We start from the raw sequence: 21,618 nt of genomic DNA, 5'->3' as shown, positions 1-21,618 counted from the left end.
AGGTTAGAGGATTCGCATTAGCGAATCCTCGTCTTTTTTTGTTAACGAGAAATTTATCCCATAATCGAGATCAAATTGACGAACAATGAAAGTCCTTGCTCATACCGAGAGAAAAAGTATGGTATAATTTGAAAAAAAGTGAAGTTGATCAATTAATGGAGGTTGCTATGATTCCATATGAAAGACAAGAAAAAATTTTAGAAGCTTTGGCTCAAGATGAACTGTTAAAAATAGAGCAATTGCAAAGCATTTTGCCTACTGTTTCTATCTCAACATTGAGGCGGGATTTAAAAGAATTAGAAAAATCAGGAAGAGTTGAATTGTTGGCTGGTGGCGCAGTGAAGATTTGTTCAACGGCTTCCGAAATGCCGATTGCAGCTAAGGCTGCTTTGTATTCCCAAGAGAAAGAAGCGATCGCTACTTTGGCTGCTGAGCTGGTTCACGATGGCGATGTGATCTACCTAGATTCTGGTTCGACTTGTACAGCGTTACTGCATAAAATCATTAATAAAAAAATCACGATTATTACTACCAATACGAGTGTCTTTACAATTCAACAAGAAACTCCTGCCGAGATTTTACTTCTTGGTGGCCGATACAATCCCGTTATTTCATCCTTGAATGGTCCATTGACGGATGCAAATTTACAAACGTTTAACTTTCAAACGGCTTTTTTAGGTGCTAATGGTATTGATGCTGAAAAAGGTGTAAGCACCCCCAACTTGGTAGAGGCGAACAAAAAGCGTGAAATTCTAAATAATGCCAAAACCGCCTATTTATTGTGTGACAGCTCGAAATATGGACAAGTCGCCGCGGTAAAAGCTTTTAGTACAGAAGACGTTGTCATTATTTCTGATGCTTATAACGATAAGATTGGAGAACTGACGCAAATCATCTATCCGAACTAAAAACAGGCTGGCATCTGAGTGGTATTGGTAATGTTGGCAATACAATTTAATAAAACGCATAATGGAAAATGAGTTTGGCGATGACCAAAACCAGTTAGGGATTATACCTAACTGGTTTTTTTATTAAGGCAGCAAATTTGCTGATAGTTCCTTTATTTAACAACGTTGATTGTTGTAACGATGAATGGTGGAGTGACTCCTGGTTCTTGAGATACCAGGGCACAAAAACCAGTAGATTTATTAGTTAAAAATAACGTTATTGTTGTATTAATGATGAATTTCAATACCTTTATCAAGTGGTTTATTGTTTTTAAAATCATTGTTTTGGCGCTCTTTTTCGTATTTAAAGATAACAAAGACATTTTTATATAAAAACAAAAATTTTGTTGACAGACAAAATGAAAGCGTTTATATTGGATATGTGGTTACTACCAGTTGAGAATAAGGGGGAGGACATAAGATGCTTGGTTTGGTTTTAACAGGTCATGGAGGATTTGCGCAAGGGATGGAAAATGCGCTTGCGATGATTGCAGGGCCGCAAGAACAGTTTCTAGCAGTGCCGTTTTTAGAGGAAAATCCGTTAGCTGACTTTGAAAAAGAGTTGCAAGGAGCAATCGATCAATTAAAGGAAACCTGTGATGGGGTCGTGATTTGTGCAGACCTTGTGGGCGGAACCCCTTTTAATGTTGCGATGACCGCTGCCAATGAGGACCCGCAAGTCGAGGTCATCGGCGGCAGCAATCTACTGATGCTAGTGGAAGGTTCGTTGACTAGATATACAGCAGCTGATCCAGAGCGTTTTTGCCAAGAGCTGGCAGAGATTGGCAAGACCGGTATTTTTCACGGAAAGATCAAAGGCCATGAGGAAATCAATGAGGAAGAAGGGATTTAACGATGTGGGAAATGATCTTAGCAGCCTCAATCGTGGTGCTTGTTTTTCTCTTTCTCTTTTTGGCGGTCTCGTCTTTCTTGAATGGGAAACATCTGAAAAAGCAAAAAGGCTATTTCGCTGAATTGCAGCAGTCCTTGAAAAAGGGGCAGAAAATCAAATTATACGGCGGCATTATTGGGGAGATTCAAGCACTTGGGAAAGAGACAGTGGATCTAAGGGTGAAATCGGGAACGGTGATCGAAGTAGAACGTAGTGCGGTTGCAGAAATCATGCAGTAAATAGAAGGAGGACATATTTATGGGAGAACCAAATATTTTATTGACGCGAATCGACAATCGGTTGATTCATGGGCAAGTTGCCACACAATGGAACGGTACGTTGGGGGCAAATCTAATTTTAGTGGCAAATGATAAGGTCGCCAAAGACAAAGTCAGACAAGGGTTGATGGATATGGCGGCGCCAGCTGGCGTCCAAACGAGGTATTTCTCGCTTCAAAAAACCATCGAGATCATTCATAAAGCATCGCCAAAACAAAAGATTTTCATGGTGGTTGAAAATCCGCAAGATGCGTTGAAATTAGCTGAAGGTGGGGTGCCGATCAAGAAACTGAACATTGGGAATATGCATATGTCAGAAGGGAAAAGACAGGTTGCTACGACAGTTGCCGTCGATGAAGCAGATGTCGATGCCTTTAAAAAACTGAAGGAAATGGGGGTGCAATTAGTGATCCAGCGGGTTCCAACGACACCTGTTGAAGATGAAAAGAAATTGTTTCAGTAATGCAGAGGTAAGGAAGGAGAAAGAAAATGGATTACACGATTTTTCAAATCATTTTAGTCTTCATAGTCACATTCATTGCCGCGATCGATCAATTTAGTTTTTTAGAATCATTGTACCAACCCATTGTTACTGGGATGGTTATCGGACTTATTCTTGGAGATCTTCAAACCGGCTTGATCGTTGGCGGCACGTATCAGTTAATGACGATCGGCAATATGCCAGTGGGCGGCGCGCAACCGCCAAATGCGGTGATTGGCGGAATTATGGCAGCAATCTTAGCAATCACGCTGCAACTGGAACCCACAGTAGCGGTTGCTACGGCGATTCCGTTTTCTTTGCTGGGGCAATATGGGGTGACGATTATCTTCTCACTAATGTCGCCAGTGATGTCAAAAGCCGACAGCTACGCCCATGATGCCAATACGAAGGGGATTGATCGAATCAATTATTTAGCGATGGCGGGTCTTGGAACGATCTTCGGCTTGATCGTGGTCTTATTCTTTATCGGCGGTGCTGCTTTCGGGAATCAAGCGGTCGCAGCGATCCCTCAATGGTTGATGGGTGGGCTCGGCGCAGCTGGGGGCATGATGCGGTATGTCGGTTTTGCGATTTTACTAAAAGTGATGGTTTCCAAAGAAATGTGGGGCTTCTTCTTTATGGGGTTTGGTTTAGCCACGATCGTAATGGCGGCACCTTCTTTGCAAGGACCAGCCTTGATCATTCTAGCCTTTATCGGTTTTGCATTAGCCTTTTGGGATTATCAAATCCAGTCCAAGTTTAAAGTAGCAGCAGCCAATACCTATGATTTCGGAGGCGATGAAGATGGCATATAATATTCCCGATTCTTATAGCGAACAAGCGCCCGCAGAACAACTGGATAAAAAGACCTTGAACAATATGGTCTGGCGTTCCTTATTTCTTCAAGCCTCTTTCAACTATGAGCGAATGCAAGCAGGAGGCTGGTTATTCAGTATTTTACCGGGATTGAAAAAGATCCATAAAAATGAAAAGGATTTGGCTGCTTCAATGAGCCATAACTTAGAGTTTTTCAATACTCATCCATTTTTGGTGAACTTTGTGATGGGGATCATTTTATCGATGGAACAAAACAAAGCCGATATTCCCATGATTTGGGCAGTGCGAGTCGCCGCGATGGGACCGTTAGGCGGGATCGGTGATGCGTTGTTCTGGTTTACCTTGGTACCAATCACGGCGGGTATCACAGCCAATATGGCGATCAGCGGCAATATCGCTGCACCGTTTATATTCTTACTGGTATTCAATGCGGCCCAATTTGGTTTGCGGTACTTCTTGATGCACTGGTCCTATCGTTTAGGGACAGATGCAATTGGCATCTTAACGGAAAATGCCAAAGAGTTTACCCGAGCAGCGAGTATTTTAGGGATTTTTGTTGTCGGCTCCTTGACCTGCGTGTATGGAGCGACGTCTTTGGATATTCAGATCCCTAACGGCACTACCAATGAAGTGACGCAAGCGACGACGATCGTGGATGATCAAGCAGCCATTGCCGCTTACGAAGACATGCTGTATACCACGGATGAGAATGGTCAATTGACCGACACATTGCAAGAAAATGCGGCGGTCAATGAACTGGCTAACGGCAAATATGAATTGACGTTTAACAAAGTCAACGAAGTGCCTGTGACGATCGATATTCAAAAAATCCTCGATGGGATCTTGCCGCAAGTGATTCCATTGACCATCACATTGATGCTGTATTTCTTCTTATCAAAACGCGGCTGGACGCCGTTGAAATGTATCGCTTTGCTGCTAGTGATCGGCTTGATCGGTTCTGGCTTTGGTCTGTATCCATCCATTTGGCCGCAATAAGCAAGCTAGCAGAAGAAACGGCGCAACACGTAGGAGGAGTTTTGCTAAGCAAGCAACAGCTGACTTTTCAGCTTAGCTCGTGCTGGCAATTGGTTCATTTTCCTGCGTGAAAAGACACAAATTCAGGAAACAGAGCCCCTGTAGACGATTGTTTGACACGCCTATCGGGAAATAGTACACTCGTTATGTGGTAGTAACCAGTTTGGAGGGGCTTATGAATATCAATAAAAATCGACAACCATTATACGATCAATTGTTAAATTTACTGATTGAAAAAATCGAAAATGAAATGGAAGCAGACACAATGCTTCCCTCAGAAAGAGAGCTGTCAAAGCGCTACGGATTAAGTCGGACCACCGTTCGCTTGGCTCTACAGGAGTTAGAAAAATTAGGCTATATTTATCGCCAACATGGCAAAGGCACCTTTGTCTCGGATATCCGCAAGCAGGCAACCAATTTATCAGGTTCGTATAGTTTTACCGAACAGATGAAAGCACTAGGGAAACAACCAGAAACTAGAGTATTGGCATTCAAAAAAATGGAAGCGACAAAATATTTTGCCACTCAGTTGCAAGTTTCCATCGGCGAGCCGATCTACAAGTTAAAACGATTGCGTCTTGCTGATGGACAACCGATGATGATCGAGCGTTCTTATCTGCCGGTCAAACGCTTCATGCATTTAACGAGTGAGATGATCGAGCAAAAACCATTGTACGACATCTTCCATGAAGATTTTCATCAAGTGATCCGCCTCGCGGACGAAGAATTTTTTGCCAGCATTGCCAGTGCAAAAGATGCGGCATTGCTGAAAATTCACGAAGGTGCGCCGGTGTTGAACCTAGTACGCAGCACGTTCAATATTGAAAATGAAGTGATCGAATACACCTTGAGTGTTGCTCGAGCAGACCAATTTAGATACAAAGTCCGCCACTTGCGTAACGACGAGTAGCGCATTTCCTAGACAGTCTGAAATGATCCACTCGAGCAAAGAAAAGGCATGTATTCAAAACCAGTGAGGTCGGGGAAGTTTGCCCTTTGGGTGATCGCTAAGCATTCATCCAAGACAAGCGCTCCTCGCACCGTCACTGGGAATACATACTGGAAAAACAGTAGCTAGGAGGAAGAAAGATGTTTCAACTGTCAACAAAGGAATTAGCAGAATTAGGTGCGGAGATTACAACAAGAGAAATCAAACAACAGCCAGAACTTTGGCAAGAAACCTTGACGATCTATCAAGAAAAGCAAGAGGCGATCGCGGATTTCTTACGTACCATCAAGCAAAAGACGGACAAACGAATCCGGGTGGTCTTCACGGGAGCGGGGACGTCGCAATATGTCGGAGATACGATCGTTCCTTACTTGAATAAGACCGGCGCAACTGCGGATTATCTTTTTGAAAGTATTGCTACGACGGATATCGTCGCTGCTCCAGAACAAGTTTTATTTGCGGATGAACCAACACTGCTCGTTTCTTTTGCTAGAAGCGGCAATTCACCAGAAAGTTTAGCAGCGGTCAAAATCGTCGATCAATTCGTTGCCGACAGTTATCACTTGACGATCACTTGTGCAGCCGACGGATCTTTGGCACAACAAGCTGCCGCTGATGAAACGAGCTATCTGTTATTGATGCCTGAGAGGTCAAATGATGCTGGCTTTGCAATGACGGGAAGTTTTTCTTGCATGGCTCTTTCCGCACTGCTGATTTTTGACCAGACGCCTCTGACAGAAAAGAGGCATTATGTTGAAACCCTTAGCCGATTGGGGCAAGAAGTGATCGACAGAGAAACAGAACTCCAAGTACTGACGGACCGTTCCTTTAAGCGGATCGTTTACCTTGGGTCAGGCACGTTGTCGGGGTTGACCAGGGAAGCACAGCTAAAAGTATTGGAACTGACTGCGGGAAAAATCGCCACCGTGTTCGATTCTTCGATGGGCTTCCGTCATGGACCGAAATCATTCGTAGATGATCAAACCCTCGTCTTTGTCTTTGTCAGCAATACGTCCTACACGCGGCAGTATGATCTTGATATGTTGGAAGAATTAAAGAGTGATGGCATCGCCGCCGCAGTGACTGCCATCGGACAGCCGGCCGCCGTGAATTTCTCAGGAACAAACTTTTTCTTTCCAGCTGACACATCATTGCCAGACGGTTATCTTGCCTTAGCAGACATTGTCTTTGCACAAACGATCGCACTGCTGGCATCGATCAAAGTCGGGAATACACCCGACACCCCTTCGCCAACGCGTACCGTCAATCGGGTGGTCAAAGGCGTGACGATTCATCCGTATAACAACTAACGATGACTGAGAAAGCCCACCACGAGCACGTATCTTTTCGTGTACGAAGTCGATACGTGCGGTGGTCAATCAGTCGAAAGGCTTCATCAATAGACATTTTTATACGTACTGACAACCGTTTCGCCAACGCTGAAAAAAGTGAAAGCGGTTGATTCTTTGGCATGGACAAAAAAGGAGGAATTTTAATGAAAGCAACCGTAACGAAAGCCAAAAAAGCAGCGATGGATCGCCTGTCAACGAAAGAAGGAGTGATCGCAGCTTTAGCGATCGACCAACGAGGTGCCTTGAAAAAAATGATGGCAGCACTTGGCGTGGAGGCTGACGCAGAGAAAATCAGCCAGTTTAAAACGCTCGTCTCACAAGAATTGACCCCTTACGCGTCTTCTATTTTATTAGATCCAGAATACGGGTTGGCAGCTGCGCAAAGCCGTGATCCAGAGGCGGGGCTTTTGCTGGCGTATGAAAAAACCGGCTATGATGCGACTACGCCGGGACGTTTGCCTGATTTATTAGGGGAATGGTCGGTTGAGCGATTAAAAGCAGCTGGCGCAGATGCTATCAAATTTTTGCTTTACTATGATGTAGATGAAGATGCCCAGATCAATCAGTTGAAACATGTCTTTGTGGAACGACTCGGCAGTGAATGCCAAGCGGCTGATCTGCCCTTCTTTTTAGAAGTCCTTTCCTATGATGCTAAGCTGCCTGAAGTCGACTCAAAAGCATATGCGCAACGCAAACCAGAAAAAGTCATCGGATTGATGAAGGAATTTTCAAAACCGCAGTACAAAGTCGATGTGTTAAAAGTGGAAGTACCAGTCAACATGAATTATGTGGCAGGTTTTGCCAAGGGAGAAGCCGTGTATACCAAGGAAGAAGCTGCCGCGTATTTCAAAGCGCAAAGCGACGCGACGCATCTGCCGTTTATTTTTCTCAGTGCAGGCGTATCAGCCAGCTTATTCCAAGAAACACTGGTTTTTGCCAAAGAAGCCGGTTCCACCTTCAATGGCGTCTTGTGCGGCCGGGCAACGTGGAAAGATGGTGTTGAACCCTTTGTAAAACAAGGAACAGAAGCAGCAAAAGAATGGCTAGCAAGTACCGGAAAACAGCACATAGAAGACTTGAATGAAGTGATCCAAAAGACCGCCACTTCTTGGTGGGACAAAGTCACGGTCGAAGAATAGTTTTTTTTCGCTGTTTGACAAGATAAATGGCCAATAATCAGACATCTTAAGGGCTTTTGAGAAGAAGTGGCAGGCTTCTGACTTAAGGCTTTAGGATGTCTTTTTCTAGTGAAAAAAGTTGATAGTATAACGGACGCTGACCTCATCTAGACAAAAAAGGGTTAGCAAAAAAATTATGAAAAAAAGTCAGAGCACTATGGATGATTTATCATAATTTTTTCATATAGACTAAGTTAACTTTGCTAGTTAAAAGAAAAAGAAGGGAAGAAAATCAATCCTAAAAGATTTGTTAACAGGTTAAGTCAAAAATCCCTCAAAATCTTTTCTCATTTTTCAGCAGTATTGCCAGTAGAAGATCGCTTGATAAAAAAGCCGTGGCTTGCTATTCTGTTCTGTAAATTGACAGAAGGAGATGGCGTATGAAGCAAATGGCAATCAAAGAGAATCCGTTTTTGACGCGTCTGGATTATCAGCGGGCATTGGAAGACATGATCGCTCCTTTGCGAGAAGCGATCTTGGCAGATGACTATCCAGGATTGAATCTAGGTAGCAGTGGGGCCGTATATGATCGAACACGGGCTGAGATGGAAGCGCTTGTGCGTCCTTTGTGGGGGCTGGCGCCTTATTGGAGGGTTTGCCCAGATGATCCGTTACGAGCAGCTTACGTAGAAAAAGTGATAGCAGGGACAGATCCTGAACACGCGTTTTACTGGGGAAGGATCACGGATTATGATCAATACATCGTGGAAGCAGCCGCATTGTCATTGACCCTATTGTTGCAGAAGGACGCTTTTTGGACAGCGTTGCCGCAGAAGAACCAGCGAAAGCTAGTGGCTTGGCTTTCCCAAGCACTTGAGTGCAAGATTCCTAAGAACAACTGGACATTCTTCAAAGTGTTGATACGCGTTGCCTTGTTTCACTGTGGGGAACCGTTGGCAAAAGAAGAATTGTCCCAAGAGTTGGCATTGATCGATTCCATGTACGTTGGCGATGGTTGGTACGTAGACGGGAAAACGACGCAGCGAGATTACTACATCCCTTTTGCGTTTCATTATTACGGCTTGATTTACGCTACATTTATGCAAGACGAAGATCCAGAATGGGCGCAGCGTTTTAAAGAGCGAGCCACGCTATTTGCGCAAGACTTCGTCTATTATTTTGATGAAGATGGCGAAGCCTTGCCCTATGGCCGCAGCCTGACTTATCGGTTTGCGCAAGGGGCGTTTTTCTCGGCACTGGTTTTCGCAGACGTCGAAGCGATCCCATGGGGACAGGTGCGAGGACTACTGGCGAAGCACTTGCGCGATTGGATGGCACAAGAAATTTTCACTTTCGATGGTCGCTTGTCCATCGGGTACCACTATGAAAATCATGTAATGGCAGAAGGGTATAATGCACCAGGCTCGCCTTATTGGGGGCTGAAGACCTTTTTGCTTTTAGCGGTCGCAGAAACGCATCCTTTTTGGCGGGCTGAACCTGAGCCGATCAAAAGAGAGCCGCAAAAACGGATTGAAAAAGGCAATATGTTGCTGGTGCACAATGAAAAAAGCCATCATCTGTTGGGGTATCCTGCAGGCTTGATGCTTGAACAGCAAGCCCATGCTCAATCAAAATACAGCAAATTCGTCTATTCGAGCAAACTTGGTTTCAGTGTGCCGAAAGCTGGCGTCACGTATGCCGAAGGCGCCTTCGATAGCACATTAGCTATTGCTCGAGATGGCAGCTATTTTCGCACGAAGGGCGCAGTCAGGGATTATCGGGTGACGGAAAAAGGGGTCTTTTACCAATGGGCACCCTTTGAGGAGGTAGTGATTGAAACTGAGATTTATCCCTTTGGTCAGTGGCATGTGCGCGTGCACGAGTTGACGACGACGATTTCGTTGGACCTCCGTGAGGGCGGGTTTAGTGTACCGCTAATCGGACGGTTGCCTCAGGCCCAAACAGGACCGACCTGGAGTCGAGTCAGTGAAGAAGGCTTTTGTTCTCAAATCATCAACATCGAAGGCTATCAACAAGCCAGTATTGTTCAGCCAGAAGCCAATACCTCCGTCTTTTTTCCAAGAACTAGTTTTCCATACTTAGCACAGCATATCCTGCCAGGGAAGCACCGTTTGATTTGTTTAGTCGGTGGTATCGTAGAAAAAGAAAGGATCGATCCAAATGATTACGCTAGCAATAAAAAATAAGCAGGACCAGGTGATCGTCGGTCGCATCGACCATGAAAAAGAACCCGCGCCGTTTCAAGTTTCTGGTGATGATTTGGCCGTATTAGCCATTAAAAACTATCTCTATGAGGAAGGAGATAAAATCATCGTTGAGGTGACAGGGGAAAATCCGTATTATGTCCTTCAGCTTGATGAAACCTTAGCACCATCACTGATCTATCTTTCCCAATCCACTTGGGAATATCAGATCCCTTGGACGGAATCTCATCGAAAGTCCTCGGTGGAAACGGCCTTTACCTCGCAGCGCCATCACCTGATGGTGCGTAAAGCCCATGCATTTGAGATCACGAATTATCAAAATTTATCCTTCAATGCCCATGATCAAAAGTCAGCGACAGGGGCGTATCCTCATGCTTCAGCGAATGTGGAGACGCGAGATGATTCCGTCTTTTTTGCCAAGAATGCGATCGATGGAAAATATGGCAACCGATCCCACGGTTCGTATCCGTTTGCTTCTTGGGGCATCAATCAGCAAGCCGATGCTGCATTGACCATTGATTTTGGTCGTCCTGTCTTGATCGATCGGGTTCGCTTCCTATTACGGGCAGATTATCCCCATGATAGCTATTGGACCAAAGGGACCTTGGTCTTTGCTGATGGAGAAGAGCTGGTGGTGGAAACGACAAATACGGCGTCATTTCAAGAAGTTCGTTTTCCGAAAAAAGAAACGACTAAGCTAACCTATAAAGAGCTGCAAAAAGCAGAGGATGATTCCCCATTTCCAGCTCTTACACAAATCGAAGTATTTGGTTGGAACTGTTAAAAAAAAGAGGACAAGAGCATGACAGGTCTGCATTTGTGGGCAGCTGTCATGCTCTTTTTTTAGGAATCAATGAAGGAAGGTCGCTTTTTTTGTTCGTTTACGTTATAATGATTTCAGTTAATATGTTAACAAGTTAAGAGGAGGGTAAACATGCGTCTGCAAGAGAACAAACAACGCTTGATCCTGTTAGGAGAAAAAGTGACCGATGTGTGGTTAGCGGATAAAATCACCGCGTGCATCCAACAGATCGAAAAAAATAGTCAGCGCTTTGGCACACAGTTTCCTTCAGCCTGTGCCACCAATGGCAAATATCGGCTGAAAGGCAACGATGATTGGACCAATGGCTTTTGGATGGGGATGTTGTGGCTCGCCTATGAGTGGACCAAAGAAAAGAACTTTTTGACTCGAGCTATGGAGAATATTGACAGTTTTCAAACGCGCTTAGACGACCATTTTGTATTAGATCATCATGATATCGGGTTTTTATATAGCTTATCCGCCGGTGCTGGCTACAAGATCACTGGCGATGAACACTGCAAGCAAGAAGTCATTCAAGCAGCAGATGTTTTGTTGGCACGTTTTCAAGAAAAGGGGGAATTTATTCAAGCTTGGGGCACTTATGGCGACCCACAAGAATACCGCTTGATTATTGATTCGCTACTGAACTTGCCGCTTTTATTTGCAGCAACCCAATTGTCGGGAGAGACTCGCTATGCAGAGGCCGCGAGTAAGCATTATCAGACAGTGCGAAAGACTGTCATCAAAAATGACGCCACCACCTTTCATACGTATTATTTCGATCCTGAAACGGGGCAGCCAAGTCACGGGGCGACGCATCAAGGAAACAGCGACCAATCGATTTGGGCACGAGGGCAAAGCTGGGCGATTTTAGGGCTTCCTTTGAATGAAAGCTACTTGCATAGCCAGCCTTTTCCAGAAAATTATCCGCAGATCGTGGAGGTGTTCTTAGCTCATTTGCCAGCAGATTTGGTGCCGTATTGGGACTTTGATTTTAACGACCAACATCCTGCTGAAAAAGACAGCTCAGCTTTAGCGATTGCGGCTTGTGGCTTGTTGGAAGCAGAGAAAATGGGGGCATATCCCGATGCTAAAAAAATCGCTAAAGGGATGCTTTACCAATTAGGCGAGCAGTATGCAGCGAGCCAAGTGCCAGAAAATGAAGGCTTATTGCTGCATGGTGTGTATGCTTATGCGGAAGGCAAAGGCATCGATGAACCCAATCTTTGGGGAGACTATTTCTATTTAGAAGCATTGATCCGATTGGCATTGCCTAATTGGCGAAGATACTGGTAAAGGGGAAGACGACATGCGAACGTTTGAGATAAAAGAAGATTTTTTGTTAGATGGAAAACCAATCAAATTGATCAGCGGAGCGATCCATTATTTCCGCATGACACCGGCGCAATGGACAGATAGCCTCTACAATCTAAAAGCACTGGGAGCCAACACAGTTGAGACCTACATTCCTTGGAATCTCCACGAACCTCGTGAAGGAGTCTACGACTTTGAAGGAATGAAAGACATCTGTGCTTTTGTAAAGCAAGCCCAAGCGCTAGGCTTGATGGTCATTTTGCGGCCTTCCGTCTACATTTGTGCTGAATGGGAATTTGGCGGGCTACCAGCTTGGCTGTTAAACGAACCGATGCGGTTGCGCTCAACCGACCCACGCTTCATGGCAAAGGTGCGTAACTATTTCCAGGTCTTGCTGCCAAAGCTTGTGCCGTTGCAGATCACCCATGGGGGACCAGTGATCATGATGCAGGTGGAAAATGAGTACGGCTCTTATGGAATGGAAAAAGCGTATTTGCGCCAGACCAAAGAGTTGATGGAAGAATGCGGCATCGATGTACCCTTGTTTACTTCAGATGGGGCATGGGAAGAAGTCTTGGACGCTGGGACATTGATTGAAGACGACGTCTTTGTCACAGGCAATTTCGGCAGTCGTTCCAAGGAAAATGCGGCTGTGATGAAAGAGTTTATGGCAAAACATGGCAAAAACTGGCCCATCATGTGCATGGAATATTGGGATGGCTGGTTCAACCGCTGGGGCGAGCCGATCATCAAGCGAGACGGTCAAGACTTAGCCAATGAAGTCAAAGAGATGTTAGCAGTCGGTTCCTTGAATCTCTACATGTTCCATGGAGGCACGAACTTTGGCTTTTCCAATGGATGTTCCGCTCGGGGAGCGCTGGATCTACCACAAGTGTCCAGCTATGATTACGATGCTTTACTGACAGAAGCAGGAGAACCTACCGACAAATACTATCAGGTACAAAAAGCCATAAAAGAAGCCTGTCCCGAAGTGTGGCAAGCCAACCCACGGACCAAGCAATTAGCGGCATTAGGAAACTTTCCCATCGAAAACAGTGTCTCGTTATTGGCCATCAAAGACCAGCTGATGACACCGCAAGAAAGCATGTATCCTCTAACAATGGAAGCTGCTAGCACAGGCTACGGCTATTTGCTCTATTCGGTTCAGTTAAAAAACTATCATCGAGAAAACAAATTAAAAGTGGTAGAAGCTAGCGATCGGCTGCATATTTTTACCGACGGCCAATTACAGGCGATCCAATACCAAGAGACGCTAGGCGAGGAGCTATTGATCCGAGGGACACCAGATAAAGAAACCATCGAGCTAGATGTCTTAGTAGAAAACTTAGGGCGCGTGAACTACGGGTTTAAATTGAATGGGCCTACACAAGCCAAAGGCATCCGTGGAGGTATCATGCAAGACATTCATTTTCATCAAGGCTATCGTCATTACCCAGTGACGCTTTCCGCAGAGCAGCTGCAAGCCATCGATTATCAAGCAGGAAAAAATCCGACACACCCCTCCTTTTATCAAACGACCTTCACGCTGACAGAGGTAGGAGATACGTTCATCGATTGCCGTGGGTATGGCAAAGGCGTCGTTATCGTCAACGGCATCAATCTTGGTCGCTATTGGCAACGTGGCCCTGTGCATTCCTTATACTGTCCGAAAGAATTTTTGAAAAAAGGCAGCAACGAAGTCGTAGTATTTGAAACCGATGGCGTGGAGATCAAGGAGCTCGTTTTCTGTGATCAACCTGTCGTGGAATAAAAAAATAGAAGTAGAGACCCAAATTTATGCGGGCTCTACTTCTATTTTTGTTTTGAAATATTTCCAATGCTTGTAGCTGACGATGTATTCAGCGACACTTCCATCTGCTAAATAGGAGTGCTTGACTTGTTTGACCGCAGGCTCTCGGAAGCTCAGTTGCAATAAGTTCAACAATTCAGCATCATCAGGAAAGACGATTTCATTGGTTTCAACAGAAGCCAATGAGAAAAGGTCGATCGCAAAGTCTTTCCGGACCCGCTCATAAACACTGGCATACCGGTTGAGGTTTTTGGCGATCGGTTCTTTCATCAGTTTCTTCGGAAGATGAGTGATGTGAACCAAGAAAGGAACATCGCCAAAATAGCGGACTCGTTTGATTCGGTAGTAGGAAGCACTGGCAGCCAACCCTAATTCTTTCAAGATCTCGGGGTCATTTCCTTCTTCCACCGCAAGGACCTTGACCTTTTCTTGGTCCAGTGAATGCAGCTCGATGTCGGAAAACTTCACACTTTGAGATACTTTTGCTTTTGAAACAAAGGTCCCTTTGCCTTGGATGCGATACAGATAGCCAGCACTCGTCAATTCATTCAATGCTTTGACTGCCGTGATCGAACTAACAGAATACATTCGCTTGATATCCGCCTCTGAATAAAACTTATCGCCGGGAATGAATTTATGGTCTTTGATTTCTTGTAAAAGATCTTGCTTGATCTGCTCATACTTTGGCAACACAGTGGTTTCCCTCCATTCCATATGAATACATCAAGCATAACATGTTAAATCCTTTCCTGCCACTTAATTATTGTAGAAAATATGTTGTTTTCCAATCTGTACAGGTCTAAAAAATAAAATTCAATATGTTAAGATATTAGGTTTACGGATGGCTTGCCGTGTGGTATAGTATGCTTACAAGGAACATAACATGTTAAGTGGGGCGACCTACGGAGTAGGAGGGAAATTAGTGGAAAACATTGTATTGATCAGTCATGGAGGCATGGCAGAAGGGGTCAAAAGCAGTCTGGAGATGATCGTAGGCCAACAAGCAAACGTTCACACCGTTTCATTACGACCAGATAGTGACAATCTGCAGTTTGAAAAAGAATTGAACGAGAAAATGAAAGCCCTTAACGGTTCGACATTGATTATTGCGGATCTATTAGGAGGGACCCCGTGTAACGTTGCAGTCAAGAATTATTTAGAGGATGACGAAGTGGCGATTTTCGCTGGAATGACATTGTCCGTAGTGATCGAGGCAGTCGTCAATCAACGAGCGACGATCAACGAGCTGCTGTGCTTAGCCAAAGAAAACATCGTTGATGTCAAAGCAGGGATGAACCAGGCAGAACAAGAAATTTTAGAAGAAAAGCAAGAGGAATTAGGGGATTACAGTGCGTATGCTGGGCAAGAAAATATCGTCAATAGTCGGATCGATGAGCGCTTGATCCACGGACAAGTCGCCGGTATCTGGTCCACCAGTTTAAACACGCAACGGATCATCGTGGCCAATGATGAAGCCGCCGCAGACCCATTACAAAAATCTTCTTTACGAATGGCAGCGCCAACTTCGATGCGACTTTCCGTCCTTCCAGTGGCAACTGCAGCCAAGAATATTCGCGCTGGTCGTTACGGCAAGCAACGGTTGTTTTTACTTTTCAAAAATCCCCAAGATGTTTTGCGTTATATTGAAGCAGATGGACCGATCAAAGCGATCAACGTCGGCAACATGAGCTACAAAGAAGGCGCACGGGAAGTGACCAAAAGCATTCAAGTGCTGCCAGAAGAAGAGCCGATCTTTGAAGCGATCGCCGCAAAAGGAATCACCGTCACGGCACAGCTTGTACCCAATGAACCATCGATCGACTTTATGAAGAAATTACGAGGATAAATCAGGCAGCGCTTCGATCGAGGAGAATATGTAGCGGAAGATTTGTCAAAAAACGAGTGTTTTTCACGATTTATCTGAGGCGACACAACGATCGATAACCAGCCAGTTAAGACTCGTTCATACAATTAGGAGGAAAATTCATGCATTTAGCAGCGTATCAAATCATTCTTATTACTGTTTATGCTTTTATTGCTATTAATGATTCACTTATTTCCAATACGTTGACCCAACCAGCGATCGCCGGAATGATTTCTGGAATGATCATGGGGGACTTGAAGACCGGTTTGATGGTCGGCGGTACCTTGCAGTTGATGCGTTTAGGGATCGCCGCATTTGGTGGTGCATCCGTCCCAGATTATTTTACCGGCGCAGTACTGGGAACCGCGTTTGCCGTGATCTCAGGAAACGGCGCGGAATACGGCATCGGCTTAGCAGTTCCAGTGTCCTTGCTGATGCTGCAACTGGATGTGGTGGCCCGTTTTTGTAACGTATTTCTACTACACCGGATCGATAGAGCCATCGACAACATGCAAGTCAAACGAATCCCACGGTTAGTTTTATCGGGTTCTTTCTTATGGGGATTGTCACGGGCGATTCCGATTTTATTGATGCTTTTAGCTGGAGATGCAGTCGTTACGACGATTACCGATAACACGCCAGAATGGCTGATGACTGGACTAAAAACCGCTGGTGGCGTCTTGCCAGTCGTCGGGGTAGCGATCTTATTGCGCTACTTGCCAACAAAGCACTATATTCCTTATTTGTTATTAGGCTTCTTTTTAGCTGCGTATCTGCAAGTGCCAATGCTCGGCGTTTCCATCATTGGGCTCGTAGCAGCAATGTTAGTCTTTAAACGAGATAGCGAAAAAGGCACCGTTGCAACGGCAGCTGCTGGAGATTTTGAAGGAGGATATGATGGCGATGAGTGATCAAAAACTGACAAAAAAAGAGTTGAATACCATTAGCTGGCGCTATATTTTGGCAAGCCAATTAAACTGGAACTATGAGCGAATGATGAGTTCAGGCTACCTTTACGGCATCCTGCCCGTCTTGAAAAAATTCTATGGCCACGATGAAACCCAGCTGCAAGATATGCTGCGGACCCACAATCAATTTTTCAATACCAATGCGATCTTTGGGAACTTGATCATGGGGATCGATGTCGCGATTGAAGAACAAGATGGACACAAAGCCAAAGAAACGATCATCGCCTTGAAAACGGCCTTGATGGGTTCCTTGGCCGGTGTCGGTGACTCCTTGTTCCACGTGATTTGGGGAACGATCTTTGGCTCTGTTGCCGGCACATTGGCGCAAAACGGTTCCGTCGTTGGCTGTGTCATCTGGATCATCGCCAACATCGCGTTACTTTTCGGTCGGGCAGCGTTACTTCCCCTAGGTTACAAACAAGGGGTCAAATTAGTGACGACCTTGAAAGACAAATTATCTGCCTTCACCAATGCCGCAACCGTTTTAGGGGTCACAGTGATTGGTGCCTTGATTCCCTCTGTGGTCAAAGCAACTGTTCCTTTTGTCTATAAAAAAGACGGCGTCGAATTGGTGATCCAAGACACGTTGGATGCCATCTTGCCATCCCTTGTACCTATCTTGCTCGTCTTGCTGACCTACTGGATGTTAGGCCAAAAGAAACTAAATTCCACTCGAGTAATTTGGATCATCTTGATTTTGTCGATCGTTTTGAGTGCGTTTGGTATTTTGGGTTAGGATTAGCAGTAATAACTGATAGATAAGAATATGTAAATAGAAAAAGAGTGTGGAATATTTTTCCGCACTCTTTTTTTATAAAATAATTTTCTTATTTATACTCATAAATAATTTGATTTTAACAAAAAACCGTTATATTTACTCCTATAAATCAAATATTTTAATTATTTTTATTATATAATGATTGAAAAGCTGTTTTTTGTTTGGGCAGTGGACTAGAAAAATGAGGATCTTTGGCTTGGTAACTAATTGACCAATTCACAAGGGTCTTACGGTGATTACGGTGATAATCTACTATTAGTGATAAAGCTGCCACCAAGCAATTCATAAAACAGCTAAAGGAGTGGGTAGGATTTGCTTGCAGTCAGATATGATGAACTATCATTAGAGTTTGAAACAAATGAAAGCGTATTTTCCCCAAAAGGGTTAGATGTAGGAACGAAAGCGATGTTAAAAGCAGCAGTTATCAATGACCAGGATAGAATTTTGGATCTGGGATGCGGTTATGGGTTTGTAGGAATTTATCTGGCAAAAAGGTATCCTGAAGCAGCAGTTACAATGACAGACATTTCAGCAAATGCCATCGACTTGACTACAAAAAATGCGCAACGAAATGACGTAGCACCAGAGATCGTCTTAAGTGAAGGATTTAAAGAAATCAGCGACAAAACGTTTGATGTTATTCTGTCTAATCCGCCGTACCATGTAGATTTTTCTGTACCAAAGGAATTTATCGAGAAAGCCTATCGTCAACTGGCACTCAACGGAAAGCTATACATGGTGACCAAGCGCCGAAAATGGTATGAGAACAAGATTCGCTCCGTTTTCGGTTACGTGAAAGTCACAGAAGTTGACGACTATTACGTATTTTACGCAGAAAAGCGGGCGAAAAATCCGTTAGTAAAAAAGAAAGAAAAAAAGATGTCAAAGAAGCTGCAACGGAAATATGGGAAGAGGAAAGGATGATATGTTAAAAGATTGATGAGGAAAAATTATACAAAAGAAAGTTCTGAAATTCACCTAGCATAGGCACTACAGTCACAAGGAAAATGGCAGTAAAGCTAAATAAGCTCGTTGATAGGACGCCCATTTCCTGACCCCAATTATTTCACTTGTAAGTTAGATTTTCTAAAAAGTGTTGCTAATTCTGGTAAGTTACTTAACGTATTGTTAGCGAATACATTGGTTCGAATAACAAACTTATAGAGGTAGATAAACCTCCAGGAGGAAGTGATAAATTCCCGTTGGCTCCTTCTCATGTATCTATTTTACTCTGAGAAATCACACCATAACGAAATAAATTACGTTAGGAATATCTTGTTCAATTTTTTTTGCTTTTAAAGACAACTTTAAAAAATCGTTAGACAAATTTTAAATTTACGAGGAGAGCATAGAAATGGGAAATGACTTTTACACCAAAAACCAACAGTTTGACTATTTGGATTATATGGATGAAATGAAAAAACTAAGTAAAAAGAAATATATTGAAAAATTATTTAAAGAAGCGCCTGATGATATTTATCTTTTTCTGCTTAAAATCAAATCACTTGGCTTAGAAATTAATGAGTATCTGTGTTCCTATAAACCAAATCCATATTTAGAAAAATACAATAATTTACTAAAAAAAAACACAGATACAGGAATGAATAAAGTTTTAGATAGACATTTAAAACAAGTTGACCAGCTACAAAATTTGTTCGTAGAATCTAATAAATCTATCAACAAAGAGCTTGATGAATCTATTATCGACCCCAACCATATTTTGGCTATATTTATAATTTTTTTGGAGAGACAATTGAGATTGTTAAGAGAACAAAATAATTTGGATATTAGTCTTGAACAGAGGGTTGATACTTATGATACTTATGTATTTAGTTCAGGAAATATCTTAAAGTATTTACTTCATAACATTTCTCTGGAAAAACAATGTGGAATTAATCGAATATTTTCAGAAAAAAATTTATTATGGAATATAAATGTATATTCGAAATATCAAGAAAGAGATAATTTAATGGATGCTTTTGAGTATTGGAAGTATTCAGATATACGAATTGAAGAAATTTATGAGAAAGTAATTATCGATTTTTTAGATGAGGATTTTAATAGAGCTGTTTTAGTATCTAATTTTAGATATAAAAGATTTATGACTAGCATTGAATTAGACATTTTAAATTATAAATTAGAAAAAGACAGACGAAGGATTGATGGAGCAATCGACGAAGAACTAACAACTTTTTTATCAGAAGAACTTTGTCGAAGATATATTGGACAAGAAAACTTAGATAAAAAAGTTCATGGCATTGAAATTAGAAAGTGGATAGAGGGAATTTATTTTTTGCAACATGAATCTATTCTATATTCCAATAAAAAGAAGAATAGAAATATTTACTCTGTTCAGAATTTATGTGTTGTAAAAACAAAGTATGATTGGATCAAAAAATTGTCTAAGTTTTCTCAAAATATATCAAAAAAAGAAGCAAAAATGATTTTAGAAAAGTTCATTTTTACTGGCAAATCAAAAGACTTAATAGATGCTCCATTAATAAAGATTCAAGATAAATTAATACTGTTACCAACGTTAGCTAAAGAAATTCGACCACTGTCTGTCATTTTATCTATGTTTTCAAGAGATGAAGAAGAGACCCAAAAAAATAGGGAAGACATTGCATTAGGGTTCAAAGGAGCTATGTTTGAACAACGTACCAAACACTTATTACAAGTTTGTAGTCAAATAGATGCTAAACGATTACATATTAAGATTACAAAGGAAAAAGACTTGGAAAGAGAGATTGATTTAGCATTTGTTTTAGATAAAACGCTCTTCTTATTTGAATGTAAGTCATTCAATCAACCGTATACGGTAAGAGAGCATGCTAAAACTAATAAGAAAATAAAAGAGGCAATTAAACAATTAAATAAAAATGCTGACTATTTTGAGGAGAATATTTCTATAACTCTAAAGCAATTGGGATTGAGTGAAGAAATATCAATAGAAAAAGTCCAGCGGGTATTACTTACCTCTACTATTCTTGGTGAAGCTGGGAAACAAGAGAATGTGTTGGTAGTTGATGAAGCTTCATTTAACGCATTTTTGTTAAGGAATCCTCCAACGGTTTCTCATATTGATGGAGCTATTAAAGAAAGAATATGTTTAGATACAGAAAATATTTATTCAGGTAAAATTACAGCAGAAAAATTGTTGGTATTTTTAAGAAGACAGCTCTCAGTTAAAATTATGCAAAGCTTTATAGTGAAAACACACGATTCAGATAGGAAAGTGGAATATAAATACTGTAAAAAAGACATTGAAGACTCCTATATAGAAAATGATGTGAAAATAAAGATAGCATTAGATAGAGTCTTTGCTACTTATGAGAAAAATTTATCAGAATGATTTTCTACTATGAAAAAATATAAAAAACCAATTGATATCAGACACAAAAAAGCCTTGGTAGGCCTTTTTATAGGAACTCCAAAGCTTTTTATACTATTCCCATTCCATGCGCTTGATGATTTATAAGGATTGATTTGTTGAGTTTATGCAGTTTTGTATCGTTTGGGAGTGATAGAAATTGTAATGTTCTTCTTGTGTTGGTTGCAAATTGGTTGCAGTAATAAAATTTTTTTGAATGAAATGCTTGAAAATGATTGAATTTATGTTATTGTAAGTTGTAGTAATTCAAATAAACAAAAGAGGTGGGGTTTTATGTTGTTCAAAGAAAATCTAGATAGAGTTTTTAAAAGTAGTGACCTAAGAATTCTAATTGATCCAGAATTTAAAATATTAATTGATAACTGGGGAAAGCTTCAATTAAATGAATACTTAAGTAGAGATGAACTAAAAGAATTATGCAGGGGTATAAAATATGCTTTAATCGAAGCGAATAAAAAGGTTGTGGAAAAAGAGAACTTTGTTTTTTATGATTTTGATGCCAAATATTTCATTGATGATGTGCAGTTTTTCTTACTTGCAAGTGCAAACGCAAAAGATTTGATTTGAGAATTTGAGA

At 42.3% G+C, this 21,618-nt stretch carries 20 protein-coding genes; 19 read left to right on the top strand and 1 reads right to left on the bottom strand.

Annotated features, from left to right (window positions below; all coding sequences use genetic code 11):
* The first annotated feature begins 155 nt into the window (after positions 1–155).
* The 13 genes from ECA1_RS02345 (at position 156) to ECA1_RS02285 (ending at position 14,001) form a co-directional block, all read left to right on the top strand.
* On the top strand, positions 156–908 hold the full coding sequence (locus ECA1_RS02345) for a DeoR/GlpR family DNA-binding transcription regulator (protein ID WP_005226765.1): 753 nt from the start codon (positions 156–158) through the stop codon (positions 906–908).
* A 460-nt stretch (positions 909–1,368) separates the two neighbouring features.
* Positions 1,369–1,800 carry a PTS sugar transporter subunit IIA gene (locus ECA1_RS02340; protein WP_060791613.1) on the top strand — a complete coding sequence of 144 codons (432 nt, stop codon included), beginning with the start codon at positions 1,369–1,371 and terminating at the stop codon, positions 1,798–1,800.
* A 2-nt stretch (positions 1,801–1,802) separates the two neighbouring features.
* Positions 1,803–2,078, top strand: a complete 276-nt coding sequence (yajC, locus tag ECA1_RS02335) for a preprotein translocase subunit YajC (RefSeq protein WP_008376459.1) — start codon at positions 1,803–1,805, stop codon at positions 2,076–2,078.
* 19 nt (positions 2,079–2,097) lie between these two features.
* Positions 2,098–2,580: a PTS N-acetylgalactosamine transporter subunit IIB gene (gene agaV / locus ECA1_RS02330; RefSeq protein WP_005226769.1), complete on the top strand. Its 483-nt coding sequence runs from the start codon at positions 2,098–2,100 to the stop codon at positions 2,578–2,580.
* A gap of 26 nt (positions 2,581–2,606) precedes the next feature.
* Positions 2,607–3,413, top strand: a complete 807-nt coding sequence (locus ECA1_RS02325) for a PTS mannose/fructose/sorbose/N-acetylgalactosamine transporter subunit IIC (RefSeq protein WP_005226770.1) — start codon at positions 2,607–2,609, stop codon at positions 3,411–3,413.
* Positions 3,403–4,431: a PTS system mannose/fructose/sorbose family transporter subunit IID gene (locus tag ECA1_RS02320; protein WP_060791612.1), complete on the top strand. Its 1,029-nt coding sequence runs from the start codon at positions 3,403–3,405 to the stop codon at positions 4,429–4,431. Before ECA1_RS02325 ends, ECA1_RS02320 begins: the two co-directional genes overlap by 11 nt.
* 214 nt (positions 4,432–4,645) lie before the next feature.
* Positions 4,646–5,380, top strand: a complete 735-nt coding sequence (locus tag ECA1_RS02315) for a GntR family transcriptional regulator (RefSeq protein ID WP_005226773.1) — start codon at positions 4,646–4,648, stop codon at positions 5,378–5,380.
* Positions 5,381–5,559: 179 nt separating this feature from the next.
* A complete protein-coding gene (locus ECA1_RS02310; protein WP_060791611.1) occupies positions 5,560–6,729 on the top strand; it encodes an SIS domain-containing protein in 1,170 nt (389 codons plus the stop codon).
* Positions 6,730–6,914: 185 nt separating this feature from the next.
* Entirely contained in the window at positions 6,915–7,910 is a 996-nt protein-coding gene (gene lacD, locus ECA1_RS02305) for a tagatose-bisphosphate aldolase (protein ID WP_303621070.1), read from the top strand.
* Between the two features lie 419 nt (positions 7,911–8,329).
* Positions 8,330–10,096: a DUF2264 domain-containing protein gene (locus tag ECA1_RS02300; RefSeq protein WP_060791609.1), complete on the top strand. Its 1,767-nt coding sequence runs from the start codon at positions 8,330–8,332 to the stop codon at positions 10,094–10,096.
* Positions 10,071–10,898, top strand: a complete 828-nt coding sequence (locus ECA1_RS02295) for a DUF7402 domain-containing protein (protein ID WP_060791608.1) — start codon at positions 10,071–10,073, stop codon at positions 10,896–10,898. The genes ECA1_RS02300 and ECA1_RS02295 overlap by 26 nt, the downstream gene beginning before the upstream one ends.
* A 150-nt stretch (positions 10,899–11,048) precedes the next feature.
* A complete protein-coding gene (locus tag ECA1_RS02290) occupies positions 11,049–12,212 on the top strand; it encodes a glycoside hydrolase family 88 protein (RefSeq protein ID WP_060791607.1) in 1,164 nt (387 codons plus the stop codon).
* 13 nt (positions 12,213–12,225) lie between these two features.
* Positions 12,226–14,001 carry a glycoside hydrolase family 35 protein gene (locus ECA1_RS02285; protein ID WP_060791606.1) on the top strand — a complete coding sequence of 592 codons (1,776 nt, stop codon included), beginning with the start codon at positions 12,226–12,228 and terminating at the stop codon, positions 13,999–14,001.
* A gap of 24 nt (positions 14,002–14,025) precedes the next feature.
* On the opposite strand, the gene ECA1_RS02280 is transcribed toward ECA1_RS02285, so the two are convergent.
* Positions 14,026–14,733, bottom strand: a complete 708-nt coding sequence (locus tag ECA1_RS02280; protein WP_060791605.1) for a GntR family transcriptional regulator — start codon at positions 14,731–14,733, stop codon at positions 14,026–14,028.
* 229 nt (positions 14,734–14,962) lie between these two features.
* Here ECA1_RS02280 and ECA1_RS16855 point away from each other — a divergent pair, with 229 nt between their 5' ends.
* From ECA1_RS16855 to ECA1_RS02250, 6 genes are all read left to right on the top strand, one after another.
* Complete coding sequence (locus tag ECA1_RS16855; RefSeq protein WP_087626768.1) at positions 14,963–15,886, top strand: PTS sugar transporter subunit IIAB; 924 nt, start codon at positions 14,963–14,965, stop codon at positions 15,884–15,886.
* Between the two features lie 140 nt (positions 15,887–16,026).
* Positions 16,027–16,815, top strand: coding sequence for a PTS mannose/fructose/sorbose/N-acetylgalactosamine transporter subunit IIC (locus tag ECA1_RS02270; RefSeq protein WP_005226797.1), 789 nt, complete (start codon positions 16,027–16,029; stop codon positions 16,813–16,815).
* Positions 16,799–17,608: a PTS system mannose/fructose/sorbose family transporter subunit IID gene (locus ECA1_RS02265; RefSeq protein WP_005226799.1), complete on the top strand. Its 810-nt coding sequence runs from the start codon at positions 16,799–16,801 to the stop codon at positions 17,606–17,608. Before ECA1_RS02270 ends, ECA1_RS02265 begins: the two co-directional genes overlap by 17 nt.
* 354 nt (positions 17,609–17,962) lie before the next feature.
* Positions 17,963–18,574 (top strand): class I SAM-dependent methyltransferase, encoded by a 612-nt coding sequence (locus tag ECA1_RS02260; RefSeq protein ID WP_060791604.1) that lies wholly within the window; start codon positions 17,963–17,965, stop codon positions 18,572–18,574.
* Between the two features lie 430 nt (positions 18,575–19,004).
* Entirely contained in the window at positions 19,005–21,002 is a 1,998-nt protein-coding gene (locus ECA1_RS02255; RefSeq protein ID WP_236596104.1) for an NERD domain-containing protein, read from the top strand.
* 312 nt (positions 21,003–21,314) lie between these two features.
* The gene (locus ECA1_RS02250) at positions 21,315–21,608 is read left to right on the top strand and encodes a hypothetical protein (RefSeq protein ID WP_005226807.1); all 294 of its coding nucleotides are present in this window, start codon (positions 21,315–21,317) and stop codon (positions 21,606–21,608) included.
* Positions 21,609–21,618 lie beyond the last annotated feature (10 nt).

Origin of the sequence: Enterococcus casseliflavus NBRC 100478, assembly GCF_001544095.1 — a bacterium.
Taxonomy (GTDB): Bacteria; Bacillota; Bacilli; order Lactobacillales; family Enterococcaceae; genus Enterococcus_D; species Enterococcus_D casseliflavus.
The sequence above is the reverse complement of the archived record's forward strand: the minus strand, read 5'-3'. Positions and strand labels throughout refer to the sequence as shown.

Excerpts from the sequence above, each read along its gene's own strand:
- ECA1_RS02265 (WP_005226799.1), top strand. The coding sequence starts at position 16,799 with ATGATGGCGATGAGTGATCAAAAACTGACAAAAAAAGAGTTGAATACC.
- ECA1_RS02315 (WP_005226773.1), top strand. The coding sequence starts at position 4,646 with ATGAATATCAATAAAAATCGACAACCATTATACGATCAATTGTTAAAT.
- ECA1_RS02255 (WP_236596104.1), top strand. The coding sequence starts at position 19,005 with ATGGGAAATGACTTTTACACCAAAAACCAACAGTTTGACTATTTGGAT.
- ECA1_RS02310 (WP_060791611.1), top strand. The coding sequence starts at position 5,560 with ATGTTTCAACTGTCAACAAAGGAATTAGCAGAATTAGGTGCGGAGATT.
- ECA1_RS02270 (WP_005226797.1), top strand. The coding sequence starts at position 16,027 with ATGCATTTAGCAGCGTATCAAATCATTCTTATTACTGTTTATGCTTTT.
- agaV (WP_005226769.1), top strand. The coding sequence starts at position 2,098 with ATGGGAGAACCAAATATTTTATTGACGCGAATCGACAATCGGTTGATT.
- ECA1_RS02250 (WP_005226807.1), top strand. The coding sequence starts at position 21,315 with ATGTTGTTCAAAGAAAATCTAGATAGAGTTTTTAAAAGTAGTGACCTA.
- ECA1_RS02325 (WP_005226770.1), top strand. The coding sequence starts at position 2,607 with ATGGATTACACGATTTTTCAAATCATTTTAGTCTTCATAGTCACATTC.
- lacD (WP_303621070.1), top strand. The coding sequence starts at position 6,915 with ATGAAAGCAACCGTAACGAAAGCCAAAAAAGCAGCGATGGATCGCCTG.
- ECA1_RS02340 (WP_060791613.1), top strand. The coding sequence starts at position 1,369 with ATGCTTGGTTTGGTTTTAACAGGTCATGGAGGATTTGCGCAAGGGATG.
- ECA1_RS02295 (WP_060791608.1), top strand. The coding sequence starts at position 10,071 with ATGATTACGCTAGCAATAAAAAATAAGCAGGACCAGGTGATCGTCGGT.
- ECA1_RS02285 (WP_060791606.1), top strand. The coding sequence starts at position 12,226 with ATGCGAACGTTTGAGATAAAAGAAGATTTTTTGTTAGATGGAAAACCA.
- ECA1_RS02300 (WP_060791609.1), top strand. The coding sequence starts at position 8,330 with ATGAAGCAAATGGCAATCAAAGAGAATCCGTTTTTGACGCGTCTGGAT.
- ECA1_RS02290 (WP_060791607.1), top strand. The coding sequence starts at position 11,049 with ATGCGTCTGCAAGAGAACAAACAACGCTTGATCCTGTTAGGAGAAAAA.
- yajC (WP_008376459.1), top strand. The coding sequence starts at position 1,803 with ATGTGGGAAATGATCTTAGCAGCCTCAATCGTGGTGCTTGTTTTTCTC.
- ECA1_RS02320 (WP_060791612.1), top strand. The coding sequence starts at position 3,403 with ATGGCATATAATATTCCCGATTCTTATAGCGAACAAGCGCCCGCAGAA.
- ECA1_RS02345 (WP_005226765.1), top strand. The coding sequence starts at position 156 with ATGGAGGTTGCTATGATTCCATATGAAAGACAAGAAAAAATTTTAGAA.